Genomic DNA, 24,535 nt, shown 5'->3' on the forward strand with positions numbered 1-24,535 from the left:
GGGGCTCCCGGCGGGAAAGTTACGCAGCCGTAGGTTTACGGCGTCTCGCAGATCGTGCCCGAAGAACGGACGGGTAGCCAGCCCTGGTGCCCCGCGGCGGCGAGATCCTCGTCACGTCGGCCTACATCCGGCGTGTCTCTTCCGCCGTCCGGGAATCTTCGCGGCCCGACCGACGCTGGTGCAGGGTGAGCGGTAGCGGCGGAGCGGGAGGGTGCGGGTGCGCGGGCAGGACGACGCGGTGCGGCTGGGAGCCGTCGAACTGGGCGGCGAACTGGGGGAGCGGGCCACTCTCGTGCAGTTCTCCAGCGCCTTCTGCGCGCCCTGCCGGGCCACCCGGCGCGTCCTCGGCGAGGTGGCGGCGCTGGTCCCCGGCGTGGCACACGTCGAGATCGACGCCGAGGCCCATCTGGACCTCGTACGCGCGCTGGAAATCCTGAAGACCCCCACCGTGCTCGTCCTCGACGCGACCGGCCGCGTGGTGCGGCGCGCCGCCGGACAGCCCCGCAAGGCCGACGTCATCGCGGCTCTGGGGGAGGCCGTGTGAGGGGGCCTCAGGAAACGGTACGGCGCCTTCCGGATCCCGGACCGCACTTGACTGCGCGCACCACCTATCGTCAGCCTGACCGTATGCCGATCGAACTCCTTCTCCACCGGCGGGCCCACGTCGACCTCGCCCGCACCGCGAGCGCGTGCTGTCCGGGCTGTTGAGCAGCTACGCATCGACACGTCCCCCTCGGCAGAAGGACAACTCCATGACGGCCACGCCCCAACTCGGCACCCCTCGGCTCGCCTCTCCCGACCTGCTCCGCTCGGCCTTCCGCCGGCACGCCGCCGGTGTCGCGGTGATCACCGCGCGCGGCGCCTCCGGCCCGGTCGGCTTCACTGCCACCTCGCTCACCTCGGTCTCCGCCGAGCCGCCGCTGATCTCCTTCGGCATCGGCACGGGTGCCTCCAGTTGGCCGGCGATCGCCGAGGCGGAGCATGTCGGCGTGCACATACTCGGCGAGCACCAGAGCGAGCTGGCCGGCACCTTCGCCCGCAGCGGCGCCGACCGCTTCGGCGCCCCCACCTCCTGGCGCGAGGGCCCGGAAGGCGTACCGGTGCTCGACGACGTGCTCGCCTGGCTGGTCTGCCGGATCGTCGGCCGGGTCCCGGCCGGTGATCACCGGATCGTGCTCGCCGAGGTCGTCCTGGGCGACCCCACGGGGGCCGGCCGCCCGCTCCTGTACCACCAGGGGCGTTTCAACGGCCTGCGGGATTGATCACGCCGGCCTCTCCTGCGAAGGCGTCGAGTTCCGGTTACGCTGCGTTGCGAAGGTCACAGTTCAAAGCGCTTGCTTAGCGGGCGTGAACTGGGTGTACTGACGAGTAATATTTCGTTCGGAGCGCGCGGACGCCCCGATCGGGATCGGCCGCTTGAGGCGCCTATGCTGCCTGCAAGAGGCAGCCCGGAAATGACGATGCAGTAGGAGAGCCGGCGTGAGCTTGAGGATCGTTGTCACTGTGAAGTACGTGCCCGACGCCACTGGCGACCGGCACTTCGCCGATGACCTGACCGTCGACCGCGACGACGTGGACGGCCTGCTCTCCGAGCTGGACGAGTACGCGGTCGAGCAGGCGCTGCAGATCTCGGAGAACTCGGACGACGACGTCGAGGTCACCGTCCTGACCGTGGGCCCCGAGGACGCCAAGGACGCGCTGCGCAAGGCCCTGTCCATGGGTGCCGACAAGGCCATCCACGTCGAGGACGACGACCTGCACGGCACCGACGCCATCGGCACCTCGCTGGTGCTGGCCAAGGCGATCGAGAAGGCCGGCTTCGACCTGGTCGTCTCCGGCATGGCCTCCACCGACGGCACCGGCGGTATCGTCCCGGCCCTGGTCGCCGAGCGCCTCGGCGTCCCGCAGGTCACCCTGCTCTCCCAGGTCTCCGTCGGGGACGGAGTGGTCAAGGGCCGCCGTGACGGTGACGCGGCCTCGGAGCAGCTGGAGGCCTCCCTCCCGGCGGTCGTGTCCGTGACCGACCAGTCCGGCGAGGCGCGCTACCCGTCCTTCAAGGGCATCATGGCGGCGAAGAAGAAGCCGGTGGAGTCCTGGGACCTGTCCGACCTGGACATCGAGGCCGAGGAGGTCGGCCTGGAGGGTGCGTTCACCAAGGTCGAGGTCGCGAACGAGCGCCCGGCGCGCACGGCCGGCACCATCGTCAAGGACGAGGGCGAGGGCGGCAAGCAGCTCGCTGAGTTCCTCGCGAGCCAGAAGTTCATCTAAAGGCTCGCCCCCGCTGACCGCCCCTCAACTTCGTTTCGCAGGAGAGCATTCCCATGGCTGAAGTCCTCGTCTACGTCGACCACGTGGACGGTGCCGTCCGCAAGCCCACCCTGGAGCTGCTGACCCTGGCCCGCCGCATCGGCGAGCCCGTCGCCGTCGCGCTGGGCAACGGCGCCGCCGACACCGCCGCGGCGCTCGCCGAGCACGGCGCGGTGAAGGTCCTCACCCACGACGCCTCCGAGTACGCCGAGTACCTGGTCGTGCCGAAGGTGGACGCCCTGCAGGCCGCCTACGACGCCGTCTCCCCGGCCGCCGTCCTCGTTCCCTCCTCCGCCGAGGGCAAGGAGATCGCCGCCCGTCTGGCGCTGCGTATCGGCTCCGGCATCATCACCGACGCCGTCGACCTGGAGGCCGGCGACGAGGGCCCGGTGGCCACCCAGTCGGTGTTCGCCGCGTCCTTCACCACCAAGTCCCGTGTCATCAAGGGCACCCCGGTCATCACGGTCAAGCCGAACTCGGCCGCCGTGGAGGCCGCCCCGGCCGCCGGCGCGGTCGAGACGCTCGCCGTGACCTTCTCGGACCAGGCGACCGGCACCAAGGTGACCGCCCGCACCCCGCGCGAGTCGACGGGCCGTCCGGAGCTGACCGAGGCCGCGATCGTGGTCTCCGGTGGCCGTGGCGTCAACGGCGCCGAGAACTTCTCGATCATCGAGGCGCTGGCCGACTCTCTCGGCGCGGCCGTCGGTGCCTCGCGTGCCGCCGTCGACGCCGGCTGGTACCCGCACACCAACCAGGTCGGCCAGACCGGTAAGTCGGTCTCGCCGCAGCTGTACATCGCCAACGGCATCTCCGGCGCGATCCAGCACCGCGCCGGTATGCAGACCTCCAAGACGATCGTGGCCGTCAACAAGGACGCCGAGGCCCCGATCTTCGAGCTGGTCGACTACGGCGTCGTCGGCGACCTCTTCGACGTCGTCCCGCAGCTGACCGAGGAGATCAAGGCCCGCAAGGGCTGAGCCTCGCCCGGCCCACCCGAGGCCCCGGTGACCGCGTCGGTCACCGGGGCCTCGGTGCATCCTGGTGAGGATCCCCCAGGGGCCGCCCAAGGTCCGGACGGGGTGTTGACCAGCGGGAACCACCCAGATAACTTCATTCTACGGATTATTGATTCCGTAGAGCGGAAAAATTGGAGGGTGTGGGATGGGTCAGCAGGAGAAGGTGGCGACGAGCCTCGCGGGAGCCGTCAGCGAGGAGATCAGCGCCTCCCTCGCACCGGTCGACGCGGAGCTGGAGCGCCGCTACCCCGGGGACCCCGGCACCCGGCAGCCCGTCCACACCGTCTACGTCCCCGGTGACGCCTTCGCCGCCGACACCATCCGCTCCTGGGGCGACCAGGCCCTCGCCGCCCTCGACCAGCACGCCCCCGACGCCGCCTCCTTCGCGGCCGTCCTCGGCCTCGCCGACGAACTCGCCGAGCCGGTCTACTCCCGCGTCCGCGCCAAGCTGGAGCGCGAGCCCGTCGAGGACCTGCGCGTCGACTTCGAGGACGGCTACGGCCCCCGCCCCGACGCCGAGGAGGACGAGACGGCCGCCCGCGCGGCCCGCCTGATCGCGGAGGCGTACAAGAACGGCACGGCGGCGCCGTACATGGGCATCCGCATGAAGTGCATGGAGGCGGCCGTCCGCGACCGGGGCATCCGCACCCTCGACGTGTTCCTCACCGGGCTGATGGAGGCGGGCGGGCTGCCCGAGGGCCTGGTCCTGACCCTGCCGAAGGTGACGTACCCCGAGCAGGTCGGCGCCTTCGTACGTCTCCTGGAGGCCTTCGAGAAGGCGCACGGGCTGGCGGCCGGGCGGCTCGGCTTCGAGATCCAGATCGAGACCAGCCAGTCCATCCTCGCCACCGACGGCACCGCGACCGTCGCCCGGATGATCCAGGCCGCCGAGGGCCGCGCCACCGGCCTGCACTACGGCACCTTCGACTACAGCGCCTGCCTCGGCGTCTCCGCCGCCTACCAGGCCAGCGACCACCCGGCCGCCGACCACGCCAAGGCGGTCATGCAGGTCGCGGCGGCGGGCACCGGCGTACGCGTCTCGGACGGCTCCACGAACGTCCTGCCCGTCGGTCCGACCGCCAAGGTCCACGACGCCTGGCGGCTGCACTACGGCCTCGCCCGCCGTGCCCTCGCCCGTGCCTACTACCAGGGCTGGGACATGCACCCGGGCCACATCCCGACCCGCTACGCCGCCGTCTTCGCCTTCTACCGCGAGGGCTTCGAGCAGGCCGCCGGCCGTCTCGCCCGCTACGCGAACCGGGCCGGCGGCGATGTGATGGACGAGCCCGCCACCGCCAAGGCCCTCAGCGGATATCTGCTGCGCGGCCTGGACTGCGGCGCCCTCGACATCGCCGAGGTCGCCCGCCTCACCGGCCTGACCCGCGCCGACCTGGAGGGCTTCGCCGCGCCCCGGCGCGGCGACCTGACCGCCTCGGCCCAGCACAACTGACAGCGGGCACAGCCCGGTTCACCGCCGCCCCGGCCGCCGACCCGGGGCGGGCGGCGCGTGGACCGACGGCTCAGGCGGGCCCGGCATACGGTTCGAGCCCCGACCCCGTGAGCCACCTCTGCTCCGCGAACAGCCGTGTGCCGAGGGTGCTGAGCCCCGGATCGGCCTGCACCCGGCTGACGAACTCCTCCGGTGTACCCCCGAACAGTCGGCGCAACGGGGCGGACTCCAGGAGCAGTTCGGTGAGCAGGGCGCGCTGTCCCGGATGCCGGCGCGGCGCGCCGCCGCCGTCGCGCAGCACCCCGTGCCGGTTGACGTACGCGTGCACGTCCGAGAGTGCCGCACCGTCCGGCAGTTCGATCCGCACGTGCTGCGCGGGCAGCGCGACCCGCCAGTAGTGGGGCTCGCTCGCGTCGACCACTTCCAGCTGGCGCCGGTCCAGCCAGATCACGAATAACTCCCTTGAGGAATCAGGTGACTTGACCGGGGAAGCGGAGATGTATCCCGAGAGGCTGACATGCCCGGAGACGCCCACGTCGAGGCCCGTCACCCGTGTGCGCACCATCGGCACCGGGGCGTCGATCCCGAACGCGGCCATCTTGTACCGCAGATGGCCCGGACAGGCGTTGGAGCCGACGGCGAGCACCGGCATCCGGTCGTCGTACACCAGGCGCTCCAGCGGGAGCATCCGGTCGCCGTGCAGCAGCCCGGAGTCGACGGGCCAGGCGCCGGGATAGGTCAGCGGATGGTCGCGGGGGGTGTCGGCCAGGCCGAGTTCCGCCAGGGTGCGTCCGGTCATGCGCGGCTCAGTCGGCCGGCGGCAGCTCGCCCGAGCCGCGCGTGATCAGCCGGGTGGGCAGTTCGATGCGCTCCGGGGAGACGAGGCCGCCGTCCAGCTGACGGAAGAGGCGCTCGGCGGCCGTACGGCCGAGGGCGGCCGCGTCCTGGGCGACGACCGTGACGCCCGGCTGGAGCAGATCGGCGAGCTCGAAGTCGTCGAAGCCGACCAGAGCGACCCGGCGGGAGCGCTCGGCCAGCACCCGGACCACGGTGACCGTCACCCGGTTGTTGCCCGTGAAGATCGCGGTGACGGGCGCCGGCCCGGCGAGCATCTCCTCCGCCGCCCGGCGCACCCGCTCGGGGTTCGTCTGCCCGAGGGACATCCAGCTGTCCTCGACCGGTATCCCGGCGTCCTCCATGGCTGCCCGGTAGCCGCGCAGCCGTTCGGCGGCGGTGTGGATGCGGGGCATGTCGCCGATGAACCCGATCCGGCGGTGGCCGTGCGCGATCAGATGGGCCACGCCGTCCCGGGCACCGCCGAAGTTGTCCGACAGGACCACGTCGGCGTCGATCCGCCCGGCCGGACGGTCCACGAACACCGTCGCCACCCCGGCCCTGATCTCCGGTTCCAGATACCGGTGGTCGTCCCCGGCCGGGATCACCACCAGCCCGTCCACCCGGCGTGCGCACAGTGCCAGCGCCAGCTCCTGCTCGCGCTCCGGGTCCTCGGCGCTGGAGCCGTTGATCAGCAGGGCGCCATGGGCCCGGGCCACCTCCTCGACGGCGCGGCTGAGCGGGCCGTAGAACGGGTCGGCGAGGTCCTCCAGCACCAGGCCGATGCTCGCCGTACGGCCCTTGCGCAGCACCCGGGCGCTGTCGTTGCGGCGGAAGCCCAGCGCGTCGATGGCCTCCTGCACCCGCCGCTCGGTGTCCGGGGTGACTCCCGGTTCGCCGTTGACCACCCGGGAGACCGTCTTCAGCCCGACACCGGCCCGCGCCGCCACGTCCTTCATCGTCGGGCGGTTGCCGTAGCGGTTCCCGGGCAGGCGGTCTGCGGGGCTGGTGGTGTCGGGCACAGTGTGGTGTCCTGTCCTGTCGTCCGGTTTGTCGTATCCGTCCGGTCCGCGGGGTCGGAGCGCCCCTCCGTGCGTACCGAGGGGGTGCGCCGATCCGGCGTTCGTATGAGGATGTGGCGTCGAGCATAGAGCCTGGACAACGTTGTCAGATGCGCGAGAGACTGTCCACCGCTGTCTGTCGGCCTGCGTCCCCACCGCTTGACCGGCCTGCTTCGTCTTTGGTCTTTGGTTCTCAAGCTTCGACGGGGAGATCTGACTCTCATGCACACCGACTTCGTGGCGGCTCTGGACATCGGTGGCACCAAGATCGCCGGCGCCCTGGTGGACGGCGACGGCCGTATCCTGGCGCGCGCCCAGCGCGGTACGCCCGCCCAGCAGGACGGCGAAACGGTCATGCGGGCCGTCGAGGAGGTGCTCGCCGACCTCACCGGCTCGCCGCTGTGGGACCGCGCCGGCGCCCTGGGTATCGGCAGCGCCGGCCCGGTGGACGCCTCGGCGGGCACGGTCAGCCCGGTGAACGTGCCGGGCTGGCGCGACTTCCCGCTGGTCGACCGGGTTCGCGCGGTCACCGGTGGCCTCCCGGTCGAGCTGATCGGCGACGGCGTCGCGATCACCGCGGCCGAGCACTGGCAGGGCGCCGCGCGCGGCCACGACAACGCGCTGTGCATGGTGGTCTCGACGGGCGTCGGCGGCGGCCTGGTCCTGAACGGGCAACTGCACCCCGGCCCGACGGGCAACGCCGGGCACATCGGCCACATCAGCGTCGACCTCGACGGCGACCCGTGCCCGTGCGGCTCGCGCGGCTGCGTGGAGCGGATCGCGAGCGGCCCCAACATCGCCCGCCGTGCCCTGGAACAGGGCTGGCGGCCGGGTCCCGACGGTGACACCTCGGCCGCCGCGGTGGCCGCCGCCGCCCGCGAGGGCGACCCGGTCGCCGTGGCCTCTTTCGAACGGGCGGCCCAGGCACTGGCCGCCGGCATCGCGGCCACCGCGACCCTGGTCGAGATCGACATCGCGGTCATCGGCGGCGGCGTCGGCAAGGCGGGCGACATCCTCTTCACCCCCCTGCGCAAGGCCCTCACCGACTACGCGACGCTGTCCTTCGTCCAGCGGCTGACGGTCGTGCCCGCGCAGATGGGTACGGACGCGGGGCTGGTGGGGGCGGCAGCGGCGGCCTTGCGCGTCGCCGCCTCAACTTCCGTGTGAAAAACGGAAGTTGGCGATCCATTCGGCGGTTGGCGCTCCGTTGGCCGTCTGTTGGAGCCGTCCAGGAAGATCCCTTACGTGCGGCGGACGCTGCACATGAGGGAGGGAACGGAACATGAACGCACGCAGCATCGTGCGCCGGGCCGCCGTCGGGGCCGGCACGCTGGCCGGAGTCGCCACGCTGGTGCTGGGCGGCGGCGGGGTCGCCTCCGCCGAGACCACGCAGTATACGGTCTGGAGCAACGGCTGCTCGGGCAGCCTGATGACCCAGTACGTGTCCGGCGGCGGGGGCTGGCAGGTCCGCAACTACGTGAACAACAGCGGTGGCAGCACCACCTGTTCGGGCTGGATCGACTGGGCCCCGGACGGCGACACCAACCACTTCTACGGGCTGCAGAACCGGGTCTGGGTCGACCCGTGGAACACCCAGGAGTCCACCTACATCCCGGACAACGACCCCGCGCTGGCCCGCGTCTGCGTGCAGGCGAACGGCGACAACTACGCGCGCTGCACCGCGTGGTGGTAGGCCGATGACAGTCACCGCGTGATGGTCGAGGGTGGTGAACACCCGACGATCACGCGGTGACCTCGGTCAGGGCCCGTCGCTCAGCACGTGAGCTTCGCGTCCGCCCAGTCCGCGTGGTCGTAGTCGATGCCGTCGCCGCCGTCGGTGACGACGAGGCGGACGACCTGGGCCCCGGTCACGTCGGCTGACATGGCCTGGGCGGGTGTCGCGTGGGTGAGCACACCGGTCGACGCGGCCTTCCTGCCGTCCGCCAGGATCTCGAAGGCGACGGTTCCCCGGGTGCCCGTCTCGTCGTCGAGGCCCACCCGGGCGGTGACCGTCGAGCACCTGCCGCCGGTGTAGAACTCGACGGCACTTTCGGCATGGACGCCGAGCCCCTTGGCGTACACGGCCCCGCCGACGGTGATCGGATGCCCGTCGCCCGCAGCGTTCTCGCCGTTGCTGGTGTCACGCTCCACCGGCCCCCAGCCGTTGGTGGTCGACAGCCAGGGCAGGTCGCTGAGGTACGACGCCCCGGCGGGCGGTGGCACCACCACGGTGGCGGTCAGCGGGAGGACGGCGGTGACGTGCCGGCCGGACGGTGAGCCGTAACTCGCCTTGAGGGAGACGGCGTACGCGCCGGTCGGGGTGCCGGTCGGGGCGGTCACCGTCCAACCGGTGCGCAGCGAGCGGCCCGTGGCGAGCGCGGCGGTGGTGGTCGCCGAGGTGGGCCGGACGGTCCAGCCGGCGGGGCCGGTCAGGGACACGGACACCTGCCGGGTCGAGGTGCGGCCCAGGTCGGTGACCGTGGTGGTCAGCGCGGCCGGCGTGCCCGCCTCCACCAACGGGCTGCCGTGCAGGCCGAGTTCGACGGCGGGCGGGTGCGTGGCCCATGCGGGGTCGGCCGTGACCCGCAACAGGACCGTGCCGTGCGCCGGGACGGTCGCCGCGAGGGTGCCGGCGGTGTTGTAGCTGCGGTGCTGCCACAGGTCCCGCAGGGTGTACGCGGGCGCGCCGGGCAGGCCGACGGCGCTCGCGCTGGTGGCGATCCGCTGGGCCGTGCCCGACTCGTTGAACAGGGCCACCGCGCGGCTGCCGTCCTTCATCTCCTTGGCGATCACCCAGCGTCCGCCCGCGGAGGAGACGACCGTGCCCTGCTTGCCGAGCGGGTCCTGGTCGACGGCGACGACCTCCTTGTTGTCCAGGATGTCGAAGGTCGCCTGGGAGGCCTTGCGCAGATCGGTGCCGATGAGCAGCGGCGCGGCCATGACCGACCAGAGCGAGAAGTGCGAGCGGTACTCGGTGTCCGTCATGCCGCCGTTGCCGACCTCCAGCATGTCGGGGTCGTTCCAGTGGCCGGGGCCGGCGTAGGGCGCGAGCGGCAGGTTCTGCTTGAGGATCGACACCATCGAACCCCAGTCGTCGCTGATGTCGCCGGTGGTCCGCCAGAGGTGACCGACGTTCGCCGCCCACTCCCAGGGCTTGTTCTCGCCCCATTCGCAGATGCTGTAGACGATGGGCCGGCCGGTCGCCCTGAGCGCGTCACGCATGGTCGTGTAGCGCTTCTTGGCGTCGACGCCCTGGTTGTTGCAGTTGTCGTACTTCAGGTAGTCCACGCCCCAGTCGGCGAACTGCCGTGCGTCGCTGTACTCGTGACCGAGCGCGCCCGGGAAGCCCGCGCTGTTGCAGGTCTTGGTGCCGGCGCTGGTGTAGATGCCGAGCTTCAGCCCCTTGGCGTGGACGTAGTCGGCGACGGCCTTGATGCCGTTCGGGAAGCGGGCCGGGTCGGGCACCAGCTTGCCGTCGGCGTCGCGGTTCGGCAGGGCCCAGCAGTCGTCCAGGTTGACGTACCGGTAGCCCGCGTCCTTCAGGCCCTTGGCCACGAAGAGGTCCGCGATCCCCTTGACCATGGCTTCGTCGAAGTCGGCCCGGCAGTGGGTGGAGTTCCAGTTGTTGAAGCCCATCGGCGGGGTCAGGGCGAGGCCGTCGGCCAGGGCGGGGGCGGCGGACGCGGCGGGGGCCCGCGTGGGGGCCGCGACGGCCGGGGCGGCGAGGCCCGCTGTGCACAGCAGGCCGGCGGTGAGTGCTCCGGCCAGTCTCAGGCGGGTGGTGCGGGTCGTGCGGGTGTGAGGGTGACGCATCGTTGACGTTCCTCCGACTCGCGAGACGTGGCTGACGACATGAGCGCCCCCTGGGCGTCATGTGTGTGTCAGCTGTGCGCGTTTACGGTAGGACCTGTCGGACTGTGTTGGAAGAGGCGCGCCCGACCGTTCGATATCCCGTCAGAAGCCTTGAAAGCTGGGCAGATTCACCTCGTGCGCGCGCCGCGTGTTCGGATGTGTTGGCTTCCCGGGCTCACGTCTCGTCGTCGACGCGGCCCCATCCCGGCAGCGGTGGCTGGGGCCAGGCGGGCGGATGCGGCAGGAGGCGGGCCGGGTGGCGGGTCGTCAGTACGCCGGCCGGAAGCCGTCCGGTGAGCCAGCCGAGCACCTGGTGTCCGGCCCCGGTGACCGACGGGCCGTCCGCCGCCACGGCCCAGCTCCGGCCGAGGTCGGCGGCCTCCACCGAGGCGAGCGGAAAGCCCTGGGTCCGCAGCGTGCCGAGGGTGTCGTCGAGCGCCCAGGAGACGTACGCGTCCGGCCACTGCTCGGTGCCGTGACCGACACCCAGGTCGACGTGATGCGTCTCCAGCTCCCGCAGGCAGCGCAGCAGGAGGTACCAGGCCGGGTGCCGCCAGCCGGCCAGCGCCGCGACGGGCCGGTCCCAGGCAGGAGCGGGCATCGCGCGCGCCTGCGCCGTGAACCGGTCGAGGCTCTCCCGCAGCAGGGCCGTGAGCCGGTCGGCGGACAGCGCCGCGTCCCGCTTCAGCGCCGCGGCCAGGGCCGCCGCGTCCGCGCGCGGACCCGGCTCACGGCCCGTGCGCGCGAGCCGCAACAGCCACACATAGGCGTCGGCGGAGTGGGCGACATGGGCGAGCACATGGCCGCGCGTCCACCCGGGCAGCCCCGAGGGGGCGCGCAGCCCGGCGTCGGACAGGGCGGCGGCGGAGCGCACGAGCCGGTCGCCGGAGAGCACGACGTCCGCGACGCGATCGTCCAGGGCGCCGAGGACCGTGAGCGCGCTCACCGGCACTCCCGCACGAGGCCGCGCGGCGAGTGGTCGGGGCCCGCGGGGCGCCGGAGGGCGGTACGGGGGCGGGGTCCGGTCATGGCGGCCGCCTTCCTGGTCGGCGAGGGCACTGCGGCCCGGACGATACCGGTCGCGTGATCGTCCGGGCCACGGGAAATCCGCTCACCCGCGGGCCGGACGGCGATCGAGCCGAAGGACGGATCTGCGGTGGTCCGCGTGACCCGAGGGCCGCCTCCGTAGTTGATCAGCGCATGAAGAAGCGCAGCATTCTCGCCCTCGCCACCCTGGCCACCGGATTTGTCGTGGCCGCCGTCACCCCGTCCCACGCGGCGGACGAAGGCCCCCTCGGAGACCTCGGCGTCCAGGACACCGTGCACTCGGCCGGTGACCTCGTCAGCCAGGACAGCCTGTCCCCGGTCGGCGATCACGTCCTCGGGCAGGAGTAGCCCCGGCGGCTCGGCGCGCGAGTGCCGGTGTCCCCGTCGTGGGGGGCACCGGCACTCGCGTACGGGCACCCTCACCGGGGCGGGGTTTCCGTGGCAGGGTGGAGCGGGCAAGCCACAGGGGGCCAACAGAAGAGGGGGAGTCCGTGACCGTCGTCTGGATCAACGGCGCGTTCGGTGCGGGGAAGACCACGACCGCACGGGAACTGATCGAACTGATCCCGAACAGCACGCTCTTCGACCCCGAGGTCATCGGTGGGTCGCTCACGCACCTGCTGCCGCCCAAGCGCCTCGCCGAGGTAGGTGACTTCCAGGACCTGCCGATCTGGCGCCGGCTGGTCGTCGACGCGGCGGCCGCGATGCTCGCCGAGCTGGGCGGAACCCTCGTGGTCCCCATGACCCTGCTCCGCCAGGAGTACCGCGACGAGATCTTCGGCGGCCTCGCCGCCCGCAGGATCGCCGTCCACCATCTGCTGCTCGCTCCGGCTGAAACGATCCTGCGAGAGCGGATGGCCGAGCGGGAGATCCCACCGGAGCCGGCCGAGGGCGAGATACGCCAAGGCCAGTGGGCGTACGACCACATCGAGCCCTACCACGCCGCCCTCGCCTCCTGGCTCACCGCCGACGCCCATCTCGTGGACACCAGCGCCCTGACCCCGTACGAGACCGCCGTCCGCATCGCCGACGCCGTCGCGAGCGGTGCCGTACCGTCCTGTGACATCGTGCAGACCCCGGAGCCGACCGCCGAGACGCTGGCCGCCGGGGTGCTGCTCTTCGACGAGCACGACCGGGTGCTGCTCGTGGACCCCACGTACAAGCCCGGCTGGGAATTCCCCGGCGGTGTGGTGGAGCGCGGCGAGGCACCGGCCCGCGCCGGGATGCGTGAAGTCGCCGAGGAGACCGGGATAGAGCTGCGGGAGGTGCCCCGGCTGCTGGTCGTGGACTGGGAGCGGCCCGCGCCGCCCGGCTTCGGCGGGCTGCGGCTGCTGTTCGACGGCGGCCGGCTGCAGCCCGGCGAGGCCTCCCGGGTGCTGCTGCCGGGCCCGGAACTGCGCGCCTGGCGCTTCGCGAGCGAGCAGGAGGCCGCCGGCATGCTCCCACCGGTGCGCTACGAACGCCTGTGCTGGGCCCTGCGGGCCCGGGAACGGGGGACGGTGCTGTATCTGGAGGGCGGGGTACCGACCGGCTGACCGCCCGCCCGGGCGCCTGGCTCACCGCCGGTTCATGTGGCGGGTCCTCGGTGCGCGGGTCGGCCGGGCCCCTGGCTCACCGTCGTCCACGTGCCGTCCGTCCGGCACGTGCCTTCGCGTCGTCCACGTGCGCCCGTCCGGCACGTGCCTTCGTGTCGTCCCGGACGGGCGGCGGACTCGGCCGGCCTCGTGGTCAGCAGGCGGCTGCCAGCCCGCGCAGTGCCGCCGCGGCGTGCTTCCGTACCGGGGCGCCGTGGCCGAAGCAGGCCATCTCCGGGTCCAGCTCCGCCAATCGCCGTACGGAGTCGAGGAGTTGGGGGCGGTTGAGGTTGAACACCCCTGGGATCGGAGTTCCGTCGGAGGGTGCGGCCGCGATCGTGTCGCCGGTGAAGAGCACGCCCTCGGCGGGGAGGAACAGCGCGATGCTGCCGTCCGTGTGCCCCGGGACGTGGATCACCCGCGCCCCGCCCCCGAAGTCGAGGATCTGACCGTCCGACACGCCGGTGACCGCGGCCGGCGGCACCGGTGTCCCCTGGGGCAGCCGCTCGGCCGCCGCCGCGTGCAGCGGCAGCTCCCAGTCCTCGAACCGGGGCGGCGGGCCCGGGAGTTCACCGCGCACGAACGGGGCGTCCAAGTGGTGCGCCAGCACCTCGGCACCGCTCAGCGCCGCGAACTCGCCCGCCCCGCCCGCGTGATCCTCGTGGAAATGGGTCAGCACGATCCGTCGTACGTCCCCGGGCGCCCGGCCCAGTGACCCGACCGCGTCGGCGATCGCCCGGCCGGCCCCGAGCGCGCCCGCGTCGATCAGTGTCAACTCGTCGTCGTCGCGCCAGAGATAGGCCTGGCCGACAGGGAAGCGCAGCAGGTGCAGCCGGGGCAGCAGTGCGATGACGTCCATGGGCCGACGGTAGGCAGCGCCCCCGCCGGGAGGCGAGGGCGCTCTGCCAGGGGCAGAAGAGAGCGGAAGGTGTCAGCTCGCCGCGTAGTTGCGCAGGAACAGCGCCTCGGCGACCGACAGTCGCTCCAGCTCCTCGGGCGAGACGCTCTCGTTGACCGCGTGGATCTGCGCCTCCGGTTCGCTCAGCCCGATCAGCAGGATCTCCGCCCGCGGGTACAGCCCGGCGAGGGTGTTGCACAGCGGGATCGAGCCGCCCTGCCCGGCGTACTGCATCGTCTCGCCGGGGTAGGCCACGGCCATCGCGTCGGCCATCGCCTGGTAGGCGGGGCTGGAGGTGTCGGCGCGGAACGCCTGGCCCTGCCCGACCTGCTCGGTGGTGACCCGGGCGCCCCACGGGGTGTGCGCCTCGACGTGCGCCTGGAGCAGCTTGGTCGCCTCGGCGGCGTCCACGCCCGGCGGCACCCGCAGGCTGATCAGGGCCCGGGCGGTGGACTGCACCGACGGGGTCGCGCCGACCACCGGCGGGCAGTCGATGCCGAGGACGGTGACCGCCGGGCGGGCCCACAGCCGGTCGGCGACGGAACCGCCGCCGGTCAGCCGTACGCCGTCGAGCACCCGGGCGTCGGCGCGGAACTGCTCCTCGCTGTACTCCAGGCCGTCCCACGTCGCCGAGGCGTCGAGACCGTCGACCGTGGTCGAGCCGTCGGCGGCGCGCAGCGAGTCCAGGACCCGGATCAGCGCGGCGAGGGCGTCCGGGGCGGCACCGCCGAACTGGCCGGAGTGCAGATTGCCCTCCAGGGTGTCGATCTGCACCCGGATCATGGTCATGCCGCGCAGGATGGTGGTCACGGTCGGCAGGCCGACGCGGAAGTTGCCCGCGTCGCCGATCACGACGGTGTCGGCCTGCAGCAGGTCGGGGTGCTGCTCGGCGTACCGCTCCAGGCCGCCGGTGCCCTGCTCCTCCGAGCCCTCGACGATCATCTTCACGTTCACCGGCACGCCGCCGTTCGCCTTCAGGGCGCGCAGCGCGAGCAGGTGCATGATGAAGCCGCCCTTGCAGTCGGCGCTTCCGCGGCCGTACCAGCGGCCGTCGCGCTCGGTCAGCTCGAACGGCGGGGTGGTCCAGCCGGCCTCGTCCAGCGGCGGCTGCACGTCGTAGTGCGCGTAGAGGAGAACCGTTTTGGCGCCCTCGGGGCCCGGCAGGTAGCCGTAGACGGACTGTGTGCCGTCGGGGGTGTCCAGTAGGGCCACATCGACGAAACCCTCGGCGGTGAGGGCGTCGGTGATCCAGCGCGCGGCGGCCTCGCTCTCGCTCTTCGGGAACTGCGCGAAGTCCGCCACCGACGCGAAGGCGACCAGCTCGGTCAGCTCCTCCTTCGCCCGGGGCATCAGCGAGGCGACGGTCTCGGCGACCGGATTCGACGACATGGGCACGCTCCTCGTGGGTGCGACGTTCAACAGGGTGAGTCCCCCGATACTCCCACAGTGGCCTGCGACGACGTCCGCCGTAGGATGCGAGGGACACTTCGGCAGCGGCTGGATCGGAGCGGTAGACCATCGTGAGCGGCGAGAACTCTTCGGCGGACGGCGTTCAGCGGGTGTGGGACGTCGTCGTGGTGGGCGCGGGACCCGCGGGGGCCTCGGCCGCCTACGCGGCCGCGGTCGCGGGACGGCGCGTGCTGTTGCTGGAGAAGGCCGAGTTGCCGCGCTACAAAACCTGCGGCGGCGGCATCATCGGCCCCTCGCGCGACGCGCTGCCCCCGGGCTTCGAGGTGCCCTTCCAGGACCGCGTGCACGCGGTCACCTTCTCCCTGGGCGGCCGCTTCACCCGCACCCGCCGTGCCAAGCAGATGCTGTTCGGGCTGGTCAACCGCGCCGAGTTCGACCAGCAGCTGGTCGAGCACGCCCAGAAGGCGGGCGCCGAGCTGCGTACGGGCGTCACGGTGCAGCGCGTGGAGCAGCACGGCGCCGCGGTTCCTGACCGGCGCACCGTCGCCGTCGTCCTGCAGGGCGGCGAGACGGTGCTGGCCCGCGCGGTCGTCGGCGCCGACGGCAGCGCGAGTCGCATAGGGGCCCATGTCGGGGTGAAGCTGGACCAGGTGGACCTCGGTCTGGAGGCGGAGATCCCGGTCCCGGTGCCGGTCGCCGAGGACTGGAGGGGCCGCGTCCTCATCGACTGGGGCCCGATGCCGGGCAGTTACGGCTGGGTGTTCCCCAAGGGCGACACCCTGACGGTCGGCGTGATCTCCGCGCGCGGCGAAGGCGCCGCCACAAAGCGGTACTTGGAGGACTTCATCGCTCGGCTCGGTCTGTCCGGCTTCGAGCCCGCCGTCTCCTCCGGGCACCTGACCCGCTGCCGTGCCGACGACTCGCCGCTGTCCCGGGGCCGGGTGCTGGTCTGCGGTGACGCGGCCGGTCTGCTGGAGCCGTGGACCCGCGAGGGCATCTCCTTCGCGCTGCGCTCGGGCCGGCTCGCGGGGGAGTGGGCGGTGCGCATCGCCGAAGCGCACGACGCGGTGGACACCCGCCGCCAGGCCCTGAACTACGCGTTTGCGGTCAAGGCCGGGCTGGGCGTCGAGATGAGCGTCGGCAAGCGGCTGCTGACCGTGTTCGAGAAGCGTCCCGGCCTCTTCCACGCGGCCCTCACCGGCTTCCGCCCCGCCTGGCGGGCGTTCCGGGAGATCACCCAGGGCAAGAGCTCGCTCGGCGAGATGGTCCGCTCCCACCCGCTCGCCCAGCGTGCCCTGACCGCGCTGGAGCGGGGGCAGACCGAGGCTCCGGCGGAGGAGCCCGTCGGTTCGTGACGGTTCAGTTCGTGACCGTGATGCGGAAGACGGGGTGGTCGGGGGCGATCCGGCGCAGGTCCTCGTCCGGGGAGTCGGGGCCGACGCCGTTGAAGAAGACGCCGACCTCCGCCTTCCAGCGCTTGAGGTAGGCGCGCAGCAGCGGGACCTTGTCGTCGTCGGCGACCTCGGTGGCGGTGAAGACGTCCACGTTCTTGCCGAGCCGCAGCTCGCCACCGCCGGCCGCCCGCATGTTGCGGGTCCACTGGACATGGCCGCGCGGGGCGAGCAGGTACTGCTGCCCGTCCACCGTCAGCAGGTTCACCGGGGTGGTGCGCCACTCCCCGCTCTTGCGGCCGCGCACCGCGAGGACCCGGGAACCCCAGACGCTGAGGCCGCGCCGGGTGAGCCAGGCCACCGCCCGGTTGAAGACGTTGACGGTGAACCAACCGGGCTTCTTGACATGTGCCGACATGGTGACCCCCACTGTTTGGGAGAGCGGTGCTCTCGCTTGTCTTCAGTGTGGGGCAGGTCGGCACAAGAATGCAAGAGCGCTGCTCTCTTTTGTGTGCACCGATCTATTTTGTGTGCACCGCTCTCCTTCGTGGGAGACTTTCGGCATGAGCACCCCACAGGGCGCCCGTGCACGGGCCAGGATCGAAATCACCGCCGCGATCAAGGAAGCGGCCCGCAGACAACTGGCGGAGGAGGGCGCGGCGAAGCTCTCGCTGCGGGCCGTCGCCCGCGAACTGGGCATGGTCTCGTCGGCCCTGTACCGCTACTTCCCCAGCCGTGACGAGCTGCTGACCGCTCTGATCATCGATGCCTACGACTCTCTCGGCGAGGCCGCGGAGCAGGCGCGCGACGCGGCCGACGGCGCTACCCCTGTGGCCCGCTGGACGGCTGTGTGCGAGGCGGTGCGCGGCTGGGCGCTCAGGCATCCGCACGAGTACGCGCTGATCTACGGCTCGCCTGTGCCCGGCTACTCCGCCCCTCAGACCACCGTCCGCGCCGCCTCCCGCGTCGGCCTGGTCCTCATCGGCATCATCCGTGACGCCCACGAAGGCCCCGGCCTCGCCGACCTGCCCCTGCCCGCCGCCCTGCGCCCCGAGGCCGAGCGCATGGCCGCCGACCTCGCTCCCGACCTGCCCCCCGAGGTCGCCGCGGCGATGGTGGCGGCCTGGGCCCAGCTCTTCGGGCTGGTGGGCTTCGAGCTGTTCGGCCAGTTCACCAACGTGGTGGAGGACCGGGAGGCCTTCTTCCGGCATGCGGTGACGCAGCTGGCGCACGGGGTGGGGATCCGGTAGCCCGCGACGCCGGCGGAACCGGCGTCGTACTTCCCTGGGAGTACGAGTGATCACCTCGCCCGGCTGACGCCTCGCCGCGCCGCCGGCGTCTAGCGTGGCGGGCATGGAAGAGCAGCACGGCCCCTCGCCGGGGTGGCGGCACGGGCCCCCGTGGTGGCGGCATGGACCTCCGTGGCCGTCGTACGGGCCTCCGTGGTCGCGGTACGGGCTCCCGTGGCGAGGTGGTCCGGACGACGACGAGCCGTACCGCGGGCACCGCCTGCCCTGGCGCTCCACCGTGGTGCTCACCGCGTTCGTGCTGATCGGCAGCAACTTCGCCGCGCACGGCCAGCCGCACCGGGTGCCGCTCGACCCGTACGCGCGCGTGCTGCTGCTCGTGGCCTCGCTCCTGCTGCTGTGGCGGCGCCGCCATCCGGTGGCCGTGGTGTTCGGGACGGCGGCGGTGACCTTCGGGTATCTCGCCGCGGGATATCCGTACGGGCCGGTCTATCTGACGGTCGCGGTGGGGTGCTTCAGCGCCGTCGTCGCCGGGCAGCGCAGGGCCGCCTGGACGGCCGTGGGCCTGCTGTGGGCCGGGCAGGCGCTGGTCGCGCTCTGGCTGTACCGCTTGCTGCCGCCCTCGGGGGACAAGGGCGCGGGTCTCGCCCAGGAGGTCGTCATCGGCACCTGGGTGCTGGCCGTCGTCGCCGTGTCCGAACTCGCCCGGGTGCGGCGCGAGCAGTGGGCGCGCGAGCGTGCGGACCGGGCCCAGGCGGCCAAGCGCCGTGCGGACGAGGAACGGCTGCGGATCGCCCGCGAGCTGCACGACGTCCTCGCGCACAGCATCTCCGTCATCAACGTCCAGGCGGGTATGGGGCTCGCGCTGCTCGACAGCGACCCCGAGCAGGCGAGGGCCGCGCTCACCACCATCAAGGCCGCCAGCAAGGAGGCCCTCGGCGAGGTGCGCCAGGTGCTCGACACCCTGCGCACCTCCGGCGCCGCCCCGCGCACCCCCGCGCCGGGCCTCGACCGGCTGCCGGAGCTGGTGGACCAGGCCGCGGCGGCCGGACTGACCGTGGAGGTCGAGGGGCAGCTGCCGGCCCTGCCGCCGGGGGCCGACCTGGCCGCCTTCCGGATCGTGCAGGAGGCCCTGACCAACGTCGTACGACACTCCGGATCGCGGCACGCGCGCGTGGCGTTCACGTACGACGGCGACGCGCTGCGGCTGCGCATCGACGACGACGGACCCGCGACCGGCGCGGATGCCGGGGGCAGCGGGAACGGGCTGGCCGGCATGCGGGAGCGGGCGGCCGCGCTGGGTGGCACCATCGAGGCGGGCCCGCGCCCCGACGGCGGCTTCCGGGTGCTCGCCGTACTGCCGTCGCAGCTCAGGGAGGACCAGTGATCCGGGTACTGCTCGCCGACGACCAGTCCCTCGTGCGGGCCGGTTTCCGAGCGCTGCTGGACGCGCAGCCGGACATCGAGGTGGCCGGCGAGGCGGCCGACGGCGAGGAGGCAGTGCGCCTGGTGCGTGAACTGGCCCCGGACGTCGTCCTGATGGACATCCGGATGCCCGTGCTCGACGGCCTCGCCGCGACCCGGCGCATCACCGGCGACGCGGCTCTGCGGGACGTGAAGGTGGTCATGCTCACCACCTTCGAACTGGACGAGTACGTCTTCGAGGCGATCCGTTCCGGTGCCTCCGGCTTCCTGGTGAAGGACACCGAACCGGACGAACTCGTGCGCGCCGTAAGGGCGGTGGTCGAGGGCGACGCACTGCTGTCGCCCGGTGTCACCCGCCGCCTCATCTCCGAGTTCGCGGCCCGCTCCAAGGAACCCGCCGCGGCCGGTGCCCTCGCCCGGCTCACCGAGCGGGAGCGGGAGGTGATGGCCCTGGTCGGCATCGGCCTGTCCAACGACGAGATCGCCCGCCGCCTGGTGGTCAGCCCTCTGACGGCCAAGACCCATGTGAGCCGCGCGATGGTCAAACTGGGCGCCCGCGACCGCGCCCAACTCGTGGTACTGGCCTACGAGTCGGGACTGGTACGACCGGGCTGGCTGGGCTGAGCCGTCTGCCGGAAACGCACCATGACGCTCACCACCCGGGCCACGAACAGGGCCGGTGCGAGTGTCATGGCGAGCCATGTCAGCGCCGTGGACAGCAGGTCCGGCAGCTCGAAGAGCAGGACGGGCACGCCCAGGGCCCCGCACAGCACCGCCGCCGCGAACGCGGCGCTGACCAGCGCGTAGCCGACCTCGACCGTCGCCGCGTCCTGCTCGGCTTTGGTCCGCCGTCCCCCGTACCTGTCCATCCACCCAGTCTCACGGACGTGCGCCCGGCGGAGCAAGCAACTCCGGCCGGGCGCACGTCTGGAGGCGGTTCCCCCTAGTCGCGGACCGCCACGCGCTCCGCTTCCGCCTCCCGCTCCGTGGACTTGGCGACGACGAGCGACGGCCGGTCACGGCGGCTGCGCAGGCCGGTGAGGGTGATCAGCAGGCCGGCCAGGGCGATGCCCGTCACGACGAGGAAACCGGGGCGGTAGCTGTCGAGGACGGCCTGCGGGGTGGCGTGTGCGGGGGCGCCCGCGGTGACCACGGCCGTCACCACCGCCAGGAACAGCGCGCCGCCCACCTGCACCGAGGTGTTGAGCAGACCGGAGACCATGCCCTGCTCGTGGTCCTCGACCCCGTTGGTGGCCTGGATGTTGAGCGAGGGGAAGACCAGCGCGCAGGCCGCGCCGATCAGCAGCATCGACGGCAGGACGACGGCCGCGTACACCGGGTCGAGGTCGACGCGCAGGAACAGCGCGTACCCGAGGGCCATGAAGGCGAAGCCGAGCGCGATCAGCCGCGGGGTGCCGAACCGGTCGACGATCGCGCCGACCTTCGTGGAGGACACCGCCACCAGCGCGCCCGCCGGCAGGAACGCGAGCGCCGTGTGCAACGCCGACCAGCCGAGCAGGGACTGCATGTAGAGCGTGGTGAGGAACTGGAAGCCCACATAACTGCCGAAGAAGGCGATCGCGCCGAGCTGGGCGCGCACCTGGCTGCCCGAGCGCAGCACACCCAGCCGGATCAGCGGGCTCGGCGAGCGTCGCTCGACCAGGACGAAGGCGGTCAGCAGCACCGCGACGGCGAGGAACGACAGCAGCGTACGGGCCGAGGCCCAGCCGGCCTCGGGAGCCTGCACGACGGTGTAGACCAGCAGCAGCATCGAGGCGGTGCCGAGGACGGCGCCCGGGATGTCGTAGCCGTCGTGGTTCTCCTCGCGGGCGCTGCGCGGCAGCAGCCTGAGGCCCGCGACCAGCGCGATCAGGGCGATCGGCGCGGGCAGCAGCATGGTGAGGCGCCAGCTGGCCTCGGTGAGCAGGCCGGAGAGCACCAGGCCCATGGAGAAGCCGGTGGCGGCGCAGGTGGTGTAGATGGACAGGGCCCGGTTGCGCAGCGGGCCCTCCGGGAACGTCGTGGTGATGATCGACAGGCCGGCCGGCGCTGTGAAGGCCGCGCTCAGGCCCTTGATGAAGCGGCTGGCGATAAGCAGCGGATCCGAGTCCACGAGCCCGCCGAGCAGCGAGGCGAGCGCGAAGACGCCGAGGGCGACGAGGAACACCTGGCGCCGGCCGAGCAGGTCGGCGGTGCGTCCCCCGAGGAGGAGCAGGCCTCCGTAGCCCAGGATGTAGCCGCTGACGATCCATTGCAGCGTCGACGTGGACAGGTGCAGGTCGGAGCCGATGGACGGCAGCGCGACGCCGACCATCGACACGTCCAGCGCGTCGAGGAACATCGCCGCGCAGAGCACCAGCAGGGTGCCCCACAGCCGGGGAGTCCAGCGGACCGTAGGGGACGGGGCCGCGGAGGTGGTGAGCGGAGAGGTCATGGCGACGACACTACATGCGCATGCATCGAATGCAAATGCATTTAATTACGATGCAACAAACTCGTTTCTCTGCTACCGTGCGCTCATGGCGGCGAACAAGGCCGAGCAGGAGCTCGTGGAGCAGTGGCGGGACATCCTGGCGCTGCATGCCCGGACCCAGAGCGAGCTGGACCGGGCGCTGAGCGGACACGGCCTGTGCTCCAGCGACTTCGAGGTGCTCGACCTGCTGGCCGAGGGCGGGGCGGCGGACGACGGCACCACCTACCGCGTGCAGGAGATCTCCGAGCGGATCCATCTCAGCCAGAGCGCACTGTCCCGGCTGATCGGCCGGCTGGAGAAGGAGGGCCTCGTCGACCGCGCCATGTGTGCCGTGGACCGGCGCGGGGTGTGCGTGGCGCTGACGGCCAAGGGGCGCGCGCTGCACGGCGAGGTACGTCCGGTGCAGCGCGCGGTGCTGGCCCGGATGCTGACCGAGGCCGGCTGACGGAGCCGGCCCGCGCAGCCGGCTCACCGGGGCCGGTCAGGGGTCAGAAACCGCCCTTCTCCCGCCACAGTTCGGCCAGCGAGCGATCGCCGCTCACGTTCGGCACCGGCGCGCGGTTCCACAGAGCCAGGTACAACTCGTCGGCGGGGCCCGACAGTTCGGCGTCGGCCTCACCGTCCGCGCCCCGCACGCTCACCGGCGGCTCGGCCGAGAGCCGTACGGTCCACACCGCGTCCGCCCCCGCGTCCAGCGCGCGCACCCGCAGGACACGCGGCTCCGGGGTGCGCAGCCGGCTCCGGGAACGGGCGTGGAAGCCGAGCAGCAGCTCGTCGATGCCGTCCACGGCGAAGTCCGGCGCGAGATCCGGGGCGACGGGGGACGCCGTACCGCCGCGCGCCGCCTCGGCGTCGTAACGGTGGACGGTCGTCTCGTGCGCCTGCCGGCGGGTCCAGAACGCCAGCGGTGACGGGTTGGGCGCCGGATGGAACGTCCAGCACTCCAGGTCGGCGGGTGCGGCGGACAGGGTGTCGACCAGCAGGCGGTGACTGTCCCGGTACCAGTCCACCAACTCGGTGCCGTCCAGGTCGGGCAGGTCGCCGAAGGGGCGGGGCGTGGTGTCCCCGTCGGCGACGATGCCGGCCGCCCAGCGGTGTACCGCGCCGGTGTGCCGCAGCAGGTCGCCCACCTGCCATGCGGGGCAGGTCGGCACCTTGGCGTCGGTTCCCGCGGCGTCGGCGGCCGCCGCGAGCAGCCGGCCCTCCCGGTCCAGGGTCTTGAGGAAGTCCGCAGTGTTCATGGGGTGAGTGTGCCGGATGGAGCGCGCTTCACGGGTTCGCCACGGTCCGGTGTCGTCAGCGGCCCATGGCCCGCCGTGTCGTGACGCCGATGACCGCGGCGACGGCGGCCAGCGCGGCCACACTGGTGAGCGCGGCCGGCAGGGAGAACCAGTCGGCCATGAAGCCGATCGAGGGCGGCCCGAGGAGCATGCCGCCGTAGCCCAGGGTGGAGGCGACGGCGACGCCGGACGGGCCGGTCAGCGCGCCGGCCCGCTCCACGGCGACCGGGAAGAGATTGGCCAGCCCGAGCCCGGTGACGGCGAAGCCGATCAGCGCCGCCCACACGGTGGGCGCGAGGGAGCCGAGCAGCATGCCGGCCGCCGCGACGGTGCCGCCGGCGATCACGGTCCGGGCGCGGCCGAGGCGTTCCAGGAGCGTCGTCCCGGTCGCCCGGCCGACGGTCATGGCCAGCGCGAAACACGCGTACCCGGCCGCCGCCACCCCCGAGGAGGCCGCGAGGTCCTGCTGGAGGTGCAGCGCACCCCAGTCGGCCATGGCGCCCTCGCCGTAGGCGGTGCACAGCGCGACCAGTCCGAAGACGAGAACCAGCCCGCGCCCGCCGGTGCGCGGTGCGCCCCCAGGGGCCGGCTCCGCGCGCTGCGGCGCACGCGGCGCCGGCGGCCGCTGCCGCAGCAGAGTGCGCCCGGCCACGGCCGTGACGAGCAGCCCGATGAGGGTGAGCCCGAGCAGATGCCGGGTGGGGGAGAGGGCACCCGCGACCAGTCCGCCGAGACCGGCGCCGATCATCCCGCCGAGGCTGAACGCGGCATGGAACGTGGGCATGATGGGCCGCCCCAACGCGGCCACCAGATCGACGGCGGCGCTGTTGAAGGCCACGTTTATCCCGCCGTAGGCGGCGCCGAAGACCAGCAGCACCACGCCGAGCGCGAGCGCGGAACGGGTGAGCGGAGGCAGGGCGACGCTGAGCGAGAGCAGGACGGCACAGACCACGGTGACCGGATGGCTGCCGTAGCGCCGGCACAGCCGCCCGGTGAGGGTCATCGTGATCACGGCACCGGCGGAGACACCGAGGAGCGCCAGACCGAGATCGCCGGCGGAGGAGTGGGTCTGCTCCTTGATGGCGGGGATCCGGACGACCCACCCGGCGAAGACGAAGCCGTCCAGGGCGAAGAAGGCGGTGAGGGCGATCCGGAGGCGGGTGAGTGCGTGACTGCTGCCCGGCACGACGCTGTGCGATCGGGTTTTGTTTATTTGCGGCACAAACTCAGGTTAGGGGCGGGCGGCGGGGAGGAGCAAGGGCTGGCCCGG

The 24,535-nt window shown here is 72.5% G+C and carries 25 protein-coding genes; 14 read left to right on the top strand and 11 right to left on the bottom strand.

The features are described 5' to 3' along the window. Positions 1 to 211: 211 nt before the first annotated feature. The 5 genes from O1G22_RS36765 to O1G22_RS36785 all read left to right on the top strand — a co-directional run bounded on the left by O1G22_RS36765 (position 212) and on the right by O1G22_RS36785 (position 4,773). Positions 212 to 544, top strand: a complete 333-nt coding sequence (locus O1G22_RS36765; RefSeq protein ID WP_270085246.1) for a thioredoxin family protein — start codon at positions 212 to 214, stop codon at positions 542 to 544. Positions 545 to 752: 208 nt separating this feature from the next. Continuing rightward, positions 753 to 1,262, top strand: coding sequence for a flavin reductase family protein (locus O1G22_RS36770; RefSeq protein WP_270085247.1), 510 nt, complete (start codon positions 753 to 755; stop codon positions 1,260 to 1,262). Between the two features lie 217 nt (positions 1,263 to 1,479). Further along, a complete protein-coding gene (locus O1G22_RS36775) occupies positions 1,480 to 2,268 on the top strand; it encodes an electron transfer flavoprotein subunit beta/FixA family protein (protein WP_270085248.1) in 789 nt (262 codons plus the stop codon). A gap of 53 nt (positions 2,269 to 2,321) precedes the next feature. Next, positions 2,322 to 3,284, top strand: coding sequence for an electron transfer flavoprotein subunit alpha/FixB family protein (locus tag O1G22_RS36780; protein WP_270085249.1), 963 nt, complete (start codon positions 2,322 to 2,324; stop codon positions 3,282 to 3,284). 184 nt (positions 3,285 to 3,468) lie between these two features. Then, the gene (locus O1G22_RS36785) at positions 3,469 to 4,773 is read left to right on the top strand and encodes a DUF6986 family protein (RefSeq protein ID WP_270085250.1); all 1,305 of its coding nucleotides are present in this window, start codon (positions 3,469 to 3,471) and stop codon (positions 4,771 to 4,773) included. Between the two features lie 70 nt (positions 4,774 to 4,843). Here O1G22_RS36785 and O1G22_RS36790 read toward each other — a convergent pair whose 3' ends face one another. Together O1G22_RS36790 and O1G22_RS36795 are read right to left on the bottom strand one after the other, a co-directional pair. Next, positions 4,844 to 5,572 (bottom strand): hypothetical protein, encoded by a 729-nt coding sequence (locus tag O1G22_RS36790; protein WP_270085251.1) that lies wholly within the window; start codon positions 5,570 to 5,572, stop codon positions 4,844 to 4,846. 7 nt (positions 5,573 to 5,579) lie between these two features. Continuing rightward, positions 5,580 to 6,629 carry a LacI family DNA-binding transcriptional regulator gene (locus tag O1G22_RS36795; protein ID WP_270085252.1) on the bottom strand — a complete coding sequence of 350 codons (1,050 nt, stop codon included), beginning with the start codon at positions 6,627 to 6,629 and terminating at the stop codon, positions 5,580 to 5,582. A 261-nt stretch (positions 6,630 to 6,890) separates the two neighbouring features. Here O1G22_RS36795 and O1G22_RS36800 point away from each other — a divergent pair, with 261 nt between their 5' ends. Together O1G22_RS36800 and O1G22_RS36805 are read left to right on the top strand one after the other, a co-directional pair. After that, positions 6,891 to 7,835, top strand: coding sequence for an ROK family protein (locus tag O1G22_RS36800; RefSeq protein ID WP_270085253.1), 945 nt, complete (start codon positions 6,891 to 6,893; stop codon positions 7,833 to 7,835). A gap of 115 nt (positions 7,836 to 7,950) precedes the next feature. Further along, the gene (locus O1G22_RS36805; protein ID WP_270085254.1) at positions 7,951 to 8,361 is read left to right on the top strand and encodes a hypothetical protein; all 411 of its coding nucleotides are present in this window, start codon (positions 7,951 to 7,953) and stop codon (positions 8,359 to 8,361) included. 80 nt (positions 8,362 to 8,441) lie between these two features. Here the strand turns inward: O1G22_RS36805 and O1G22_RS36810 are convergent, their stop codons facing one another. Both O1G22_RS36810 and O1G22_RS36815 read right to left on the bottom strand, forming a co-directional pair. Further along, positions 8,442 to 10,481 (bottom strand): NPCBM/NEW2 domain-containing protein, encoded by a 2,040-nt coding sequence (locus tag O1G22_RS36810; protein WP_270085255.1) that lies wholly within the window; start codon positions 10,479 to 10,481, stop codon positions 8,442 to 8,444. A 214-nt stretch (positions 10,482 to 10,695) separates the two neighbouring features. Further along, positions 10,696 to 11,466 carry a maleylpyruvate isomerase family mycothiol-dependent enzyme gene (locus O1G22_RS36815; RefSeq protein WP_270085256.1) on the bottom strand — a complete coding sequence of 257 codons (771 nt, stop codon included), beginning with the start codon at positions 11,464 to 11,466 and terminating at the stop codon, positions 10,696 to 10,698. A 254-nt stretch (positions 11,467 to 11,720) separates the two neighbouring features. On the opposite strand from O1G22_RS36815, the gene O1G22_RS36820 reads away from it, so the two are divergent. Then, complete coding sequence (locus O1G22_RS36820; protein WP_225095887.1) at positions 11,721 to 11,915, top strand: hypothetical protein; 195 nt, start codon at positions 11,721 to 11,723, stop codon at positions 11,913 to 11,915. 143 nt (positions 11,916 to 12,058) lie between these two features. Next, complete coding sequence (locus O1G22_RS36825; protein WP_270085257.1) at positions 12,059 to 13,102, top strand: NUDIX hydrolase; 1,044 nt, start codon at positions 12,059 to 12,061, stop codon at positions 13,100 to 13,102. Positions 13,103 to 13,295: 193 nt separating this feature from the next. Here the strand turns inward: O1G22_RS36825 and O1G22_RS36830 are convergent, their stop codons facing one another. Both O1G22_RS36830 and O1G22_RS36835 read right to left on the bottom strand, forming a co-directional pair. Then, a complete protein-coding gene (locus O1G22_RS36830) occupies positions 13,296 to 14,000 on the bottom strand; it encodes an MBL fold metallo-hydrolase (RefSeq protein ID WP_270085258.1) in 705 nt (234 codons plus the stop codon). A gap of 72 nt (positions 14,001 to 14,072) precedes the next feature. Beyond that, positions 14,073 to 15,428 (bottom strand): dipeptidase, encoded by a 1,356-nt coding sequence (locus O1G22_RS36835; RefSeq protein WP_270085259.1) that lies wholly within the window; start codon positions 15,426 to 15,428, stop codon positions 14,073 to 14,075. Between the two features lie 131 nt (positions 15,429 to 15,559). On the opposite strand from O1G22_RS36835, the gene O1G22_RS36840 reads away from it, so the two are divergent. After that, a complete protein-coding gene (locus O1G22_RS36840) occupies positions 15,560 to 16,804 on the top strand; it encodes a geranylgeranyl reductase family protein (RefSeq protein WP_270085260.1) in 1,245 nt (414 codons plus the stop codon). Between the two features lie 4 nt (positions 16,805 to 16,808). On the opposite strand, the gene O1G22_RS36845 is transcribed toward O1G22_RS36840, so the two are convergent. Next, positions 16,809 to 17,258, bottom strand: coding sequence for a nitroreductase family deazaflavin-dependent oxidoreductase (locus O1G22_RS36845; RefSeq protein WP_270085261.1), 450 nt, complete (start codon positions 17,256 to 17,258; stop codon positions 16,809 to 16,811). 145 nt (positions 17,259 to 17,403) lie between these two features. On the opposite strand from O1G22_RS36845, the gene O1G22_RS36850 reads away from it, so the two are divergent. The 3 genes from O1G22_RS36850 (at position 17,404) to O1G22_RS36860 (ending at position 20,136) form a co-directional block, all read left to right on the top strand. Then, complete coding sequence (locus O1G22_RS36850; RefSeq protein ID WP_270085262.1) at positions 17,404 to 18,090, top strand: TetR/AcrR family transcriptional regulator; 687 nt, start codon at positions 17,404 to 17,406, stop codon at positions 18,088 to 18,090. A 103-nt stretch (positions 18,091 to 18,193) separates the two neighbouring features. Next, positions 18,194 to 19,474: a sensor histidine kinase gene (locus O1G22_RS36855; RefSeq protein WP_270085263.1), complete on the top strand. Its 1,281-nt coding sequence runs from the start codon at positions 18,194 to 18,196 to the stop codon at positions 19,472 to 19,474. After that, positions 19,471 to 20,136: a response regulator transcription factor gene (locus O1G22_RS36860; protein WP_270085264.1), complete on the top strand. Its 666-nt coding sequence runs from the start codon at positions 19,471 to 19,473 to the stop codon at positions 20,134 to 20,136. The genes O1G22_RS36855 and O1G22_RS36860 overlap by 4 nt, the downstream gene beginning before the upstream one ends. Here O1G22_RS36860 and O1G22_RS36865 read toward each other — a convergent pair. Together O1G22_RS36865 and O1G22_RS36870 are read right to left on the bottom strand one after the other, a co-directional pair. Beyond that, positions 20,097 to 20,381 (bottom strand): DUF6332 family protein, encoded by a 285-nt coding sequence (locus tag O1G22_RS36865; protein WP_270085265.1) that lies wholly within the window; start codon positions 20,379 to 20,381, stop codon positions 20,097 to 20,099. The genes O1G22_RS36860 and O1G22_RS36865 overlap by 40 nt on opposite strands. A gap of 74 nt (positions 20,382 to 20,455) precedes the next feature. Continuing rightward, positions 20,456 to 21,946 (bottom strand): MFS transporter, encoded by a 1,491-nt coding sequence (locus O1G22_RS36870; RefSeq protein WP_270085266.1) that lies wholly within the window; start codon positions 21,944 to 21,946, stop codon positions 20,456 to 20,458. An 85-nt stretch (positions 21,947 to 22,031) separates the two neighbouring features. Between O1G22_RS36870 and O1G22_RS36875 the strand changes: the two genes are divergently transcribed. Further along, on the top strand, positions 22,032 to 22,430 hold the full coding sequence (locus O1G22_RS36875) for a MarR family winged helix-turn-helix transcriptional regulator (RefSeq protein ID WP_270085267.1): 399 nt from the start codon (positions 22,032 to 22,034) through the stop codon (positions 22,428 to 22,430). A 43-nt stretch (positions 22,431 to 22,473) separates the two neighbouring features. On the opposite strand, the gene O1G22_RS36880 is transcribed toward O1G22_RS36875, so the two are convergent. Together O1G22_RS36880 and O1G22_RS36885 are read right to left on the bottom strand one after the other, a co-directional pair. Continuing rightward, positions 22,474 to 23,226: a maleylpyruvate isomerase family mycothiol-dependent enzyme gene (locus O1G22_RS36880; protein ID WP_270085268.1), complete on the bottom strand. Its 753-nt coding sequence runs from the start codon at positions 23,224 to 23,226 to the stop codon at positions 22,474 to 22,476. A 55-nt stretch (positions 23,227 to 23,281) separates the two neighbouring features. Next, positions 23,282 to 24,451 (bottom strand): MFS transporter, encoded by a 1,170-nt coding sequence (locus tag O1G22_RS36885; protein ID WP_270085269.1) that lies wholly within the window; start codon positions 24,449 to 24,451, stop codon positions 23,282 to 23,284. Positions 24,452 to 24,535: the final 84 nt, after the last annotated feature.

This window comes from Streptomyces camelliae (assembly GCF_027625935.1).
Taxonomy (GTDB): domain Bacteria; phylum Actinomycetota; class Actinomycetes; order Streptomycetales; family Streptomycetaceae; genus Streptomyces; species Streptomyces camelliae.

Bases quoted from the DNA above. Each gene is read 5' to 3' on its own strand.
- O1G22_RS36770 (WP_270085247.1), top strand. From the start codon at position 753: ATGACGGCCACGCCCCAACTCGGCACCCCTCGGCTCGCCTCTCCCGAC.
- O1G22_RS36780 (WP_270085249.1), top strand. From the start codon at position 2,322: ATGGCTGAAGTCCTCGTCTACGTCGACCACGTGGACGGTGCCGTCCGC.
- O1G22_RS36785 (WP_270085250.1), top strand. From the start codon at position 3,469: ATGGGTCAGCAGGAGAAGGTGGCGACGAGCCTCGCGGGAGCCGTCAGC.
- O1G22_RS36790 (WP_270085251.1), bottom strand. From the start codon at position 5,572: ATGACCGGACGCACCCTGGCGGAACTCGGCCTGGCCGACACCCCCCGC.
- O1G22_RS36800 (WP_270085253.1), top strand. From the start codon at position 6,891: ATGCACACCGACTTCGTGGCGGCTCTGGACATCGGTGGCACCAAGATC.
- O1G22_RS36805 (WP_270085254.1), top strand. From the start codon at position 7,951: ATGAACGCACGCAGCATCGTGCGCCGGGCCGCCGTCGGGGCCGGCACG.
- O1G22_RS36810 (WP_270085255.1), bottom strand. From the start codon at position 10,481: ATGCGTCACCCTCACACCCGCACGACCCGCACCACCCGCCTGAGACTG.
- O1G22_RS36820 (WP_225095887.1), top strand. From the start codon at position 11,721: ATGAAGAAGCGCAGCATTCTCGCCCTCGCCACCCTGGCCACCGGATTT.
- O1G22_RS36830 (WP_270085258.1), bottom strand. From the start codon at position 14,000: ATGGACGTCATCGCACTGCTGCCCCGGCTGCACCTGCTGCGCTTCCCT.
- O1G22_RS36835 (WP_270085259.1), bottom strand. From the start codon at position 15,428: ATGTCGTCGAATCCGGTCGCCGAGACCGTCGCCTCGCTGATGCCCCGG.
- O1G22_RS36845 (WP_270085261.1), bottom strand. From the start codon at position 17,258: ATGTCGGCACATGTCAAGAAGCCCGGTTGGTTCACCGTCAACGTCTTC.
- O1G22_RS36850 (WP_270085262.1), top strand. From the start codon at position 17,404: ATGAGCACCCCACAGGGCGCCCGTGCACGGGCCAGGATCGAAATCACC.
- O1G22_RS36855 (WP_270085263.1), top strand. From the start codon at position 18,194: ATGGAAGAGCAGCACGGCCCCTCGCCGGGGTGGCGGCACGGGCCCCCG.
- O1G22_RS36865 (WP_270085265.1), bottom strand. From the start codon at position 20,381: ATGGACAGGTACGGGGGACGGCGGACCAAAGCCGAGCAGGACGCGGCG.
- O1G22_RS36870 (WP_270085266.1), bottom strand. From the start codon at position 21,946: ATGACCTCTCCGCTCACCACCTCCGCGGCCCCGTCCCCTACGGTCCGC.
- O1G22_RS36875 (WP_270085267.1), top strand. From the start codon at position 22,032: ATGGCGGCGAACAAGGCCGAGCAGGAGCTCGTGGAGCAGTGGCGGGAC.
- O1G22_RS36880 (WP_270085268.1), bottom strand. From the start codon at position 23,226: ATGAACACTGCGGACTTCCTCAAGACCCTGGACCGGGAGGGCCGGCTG.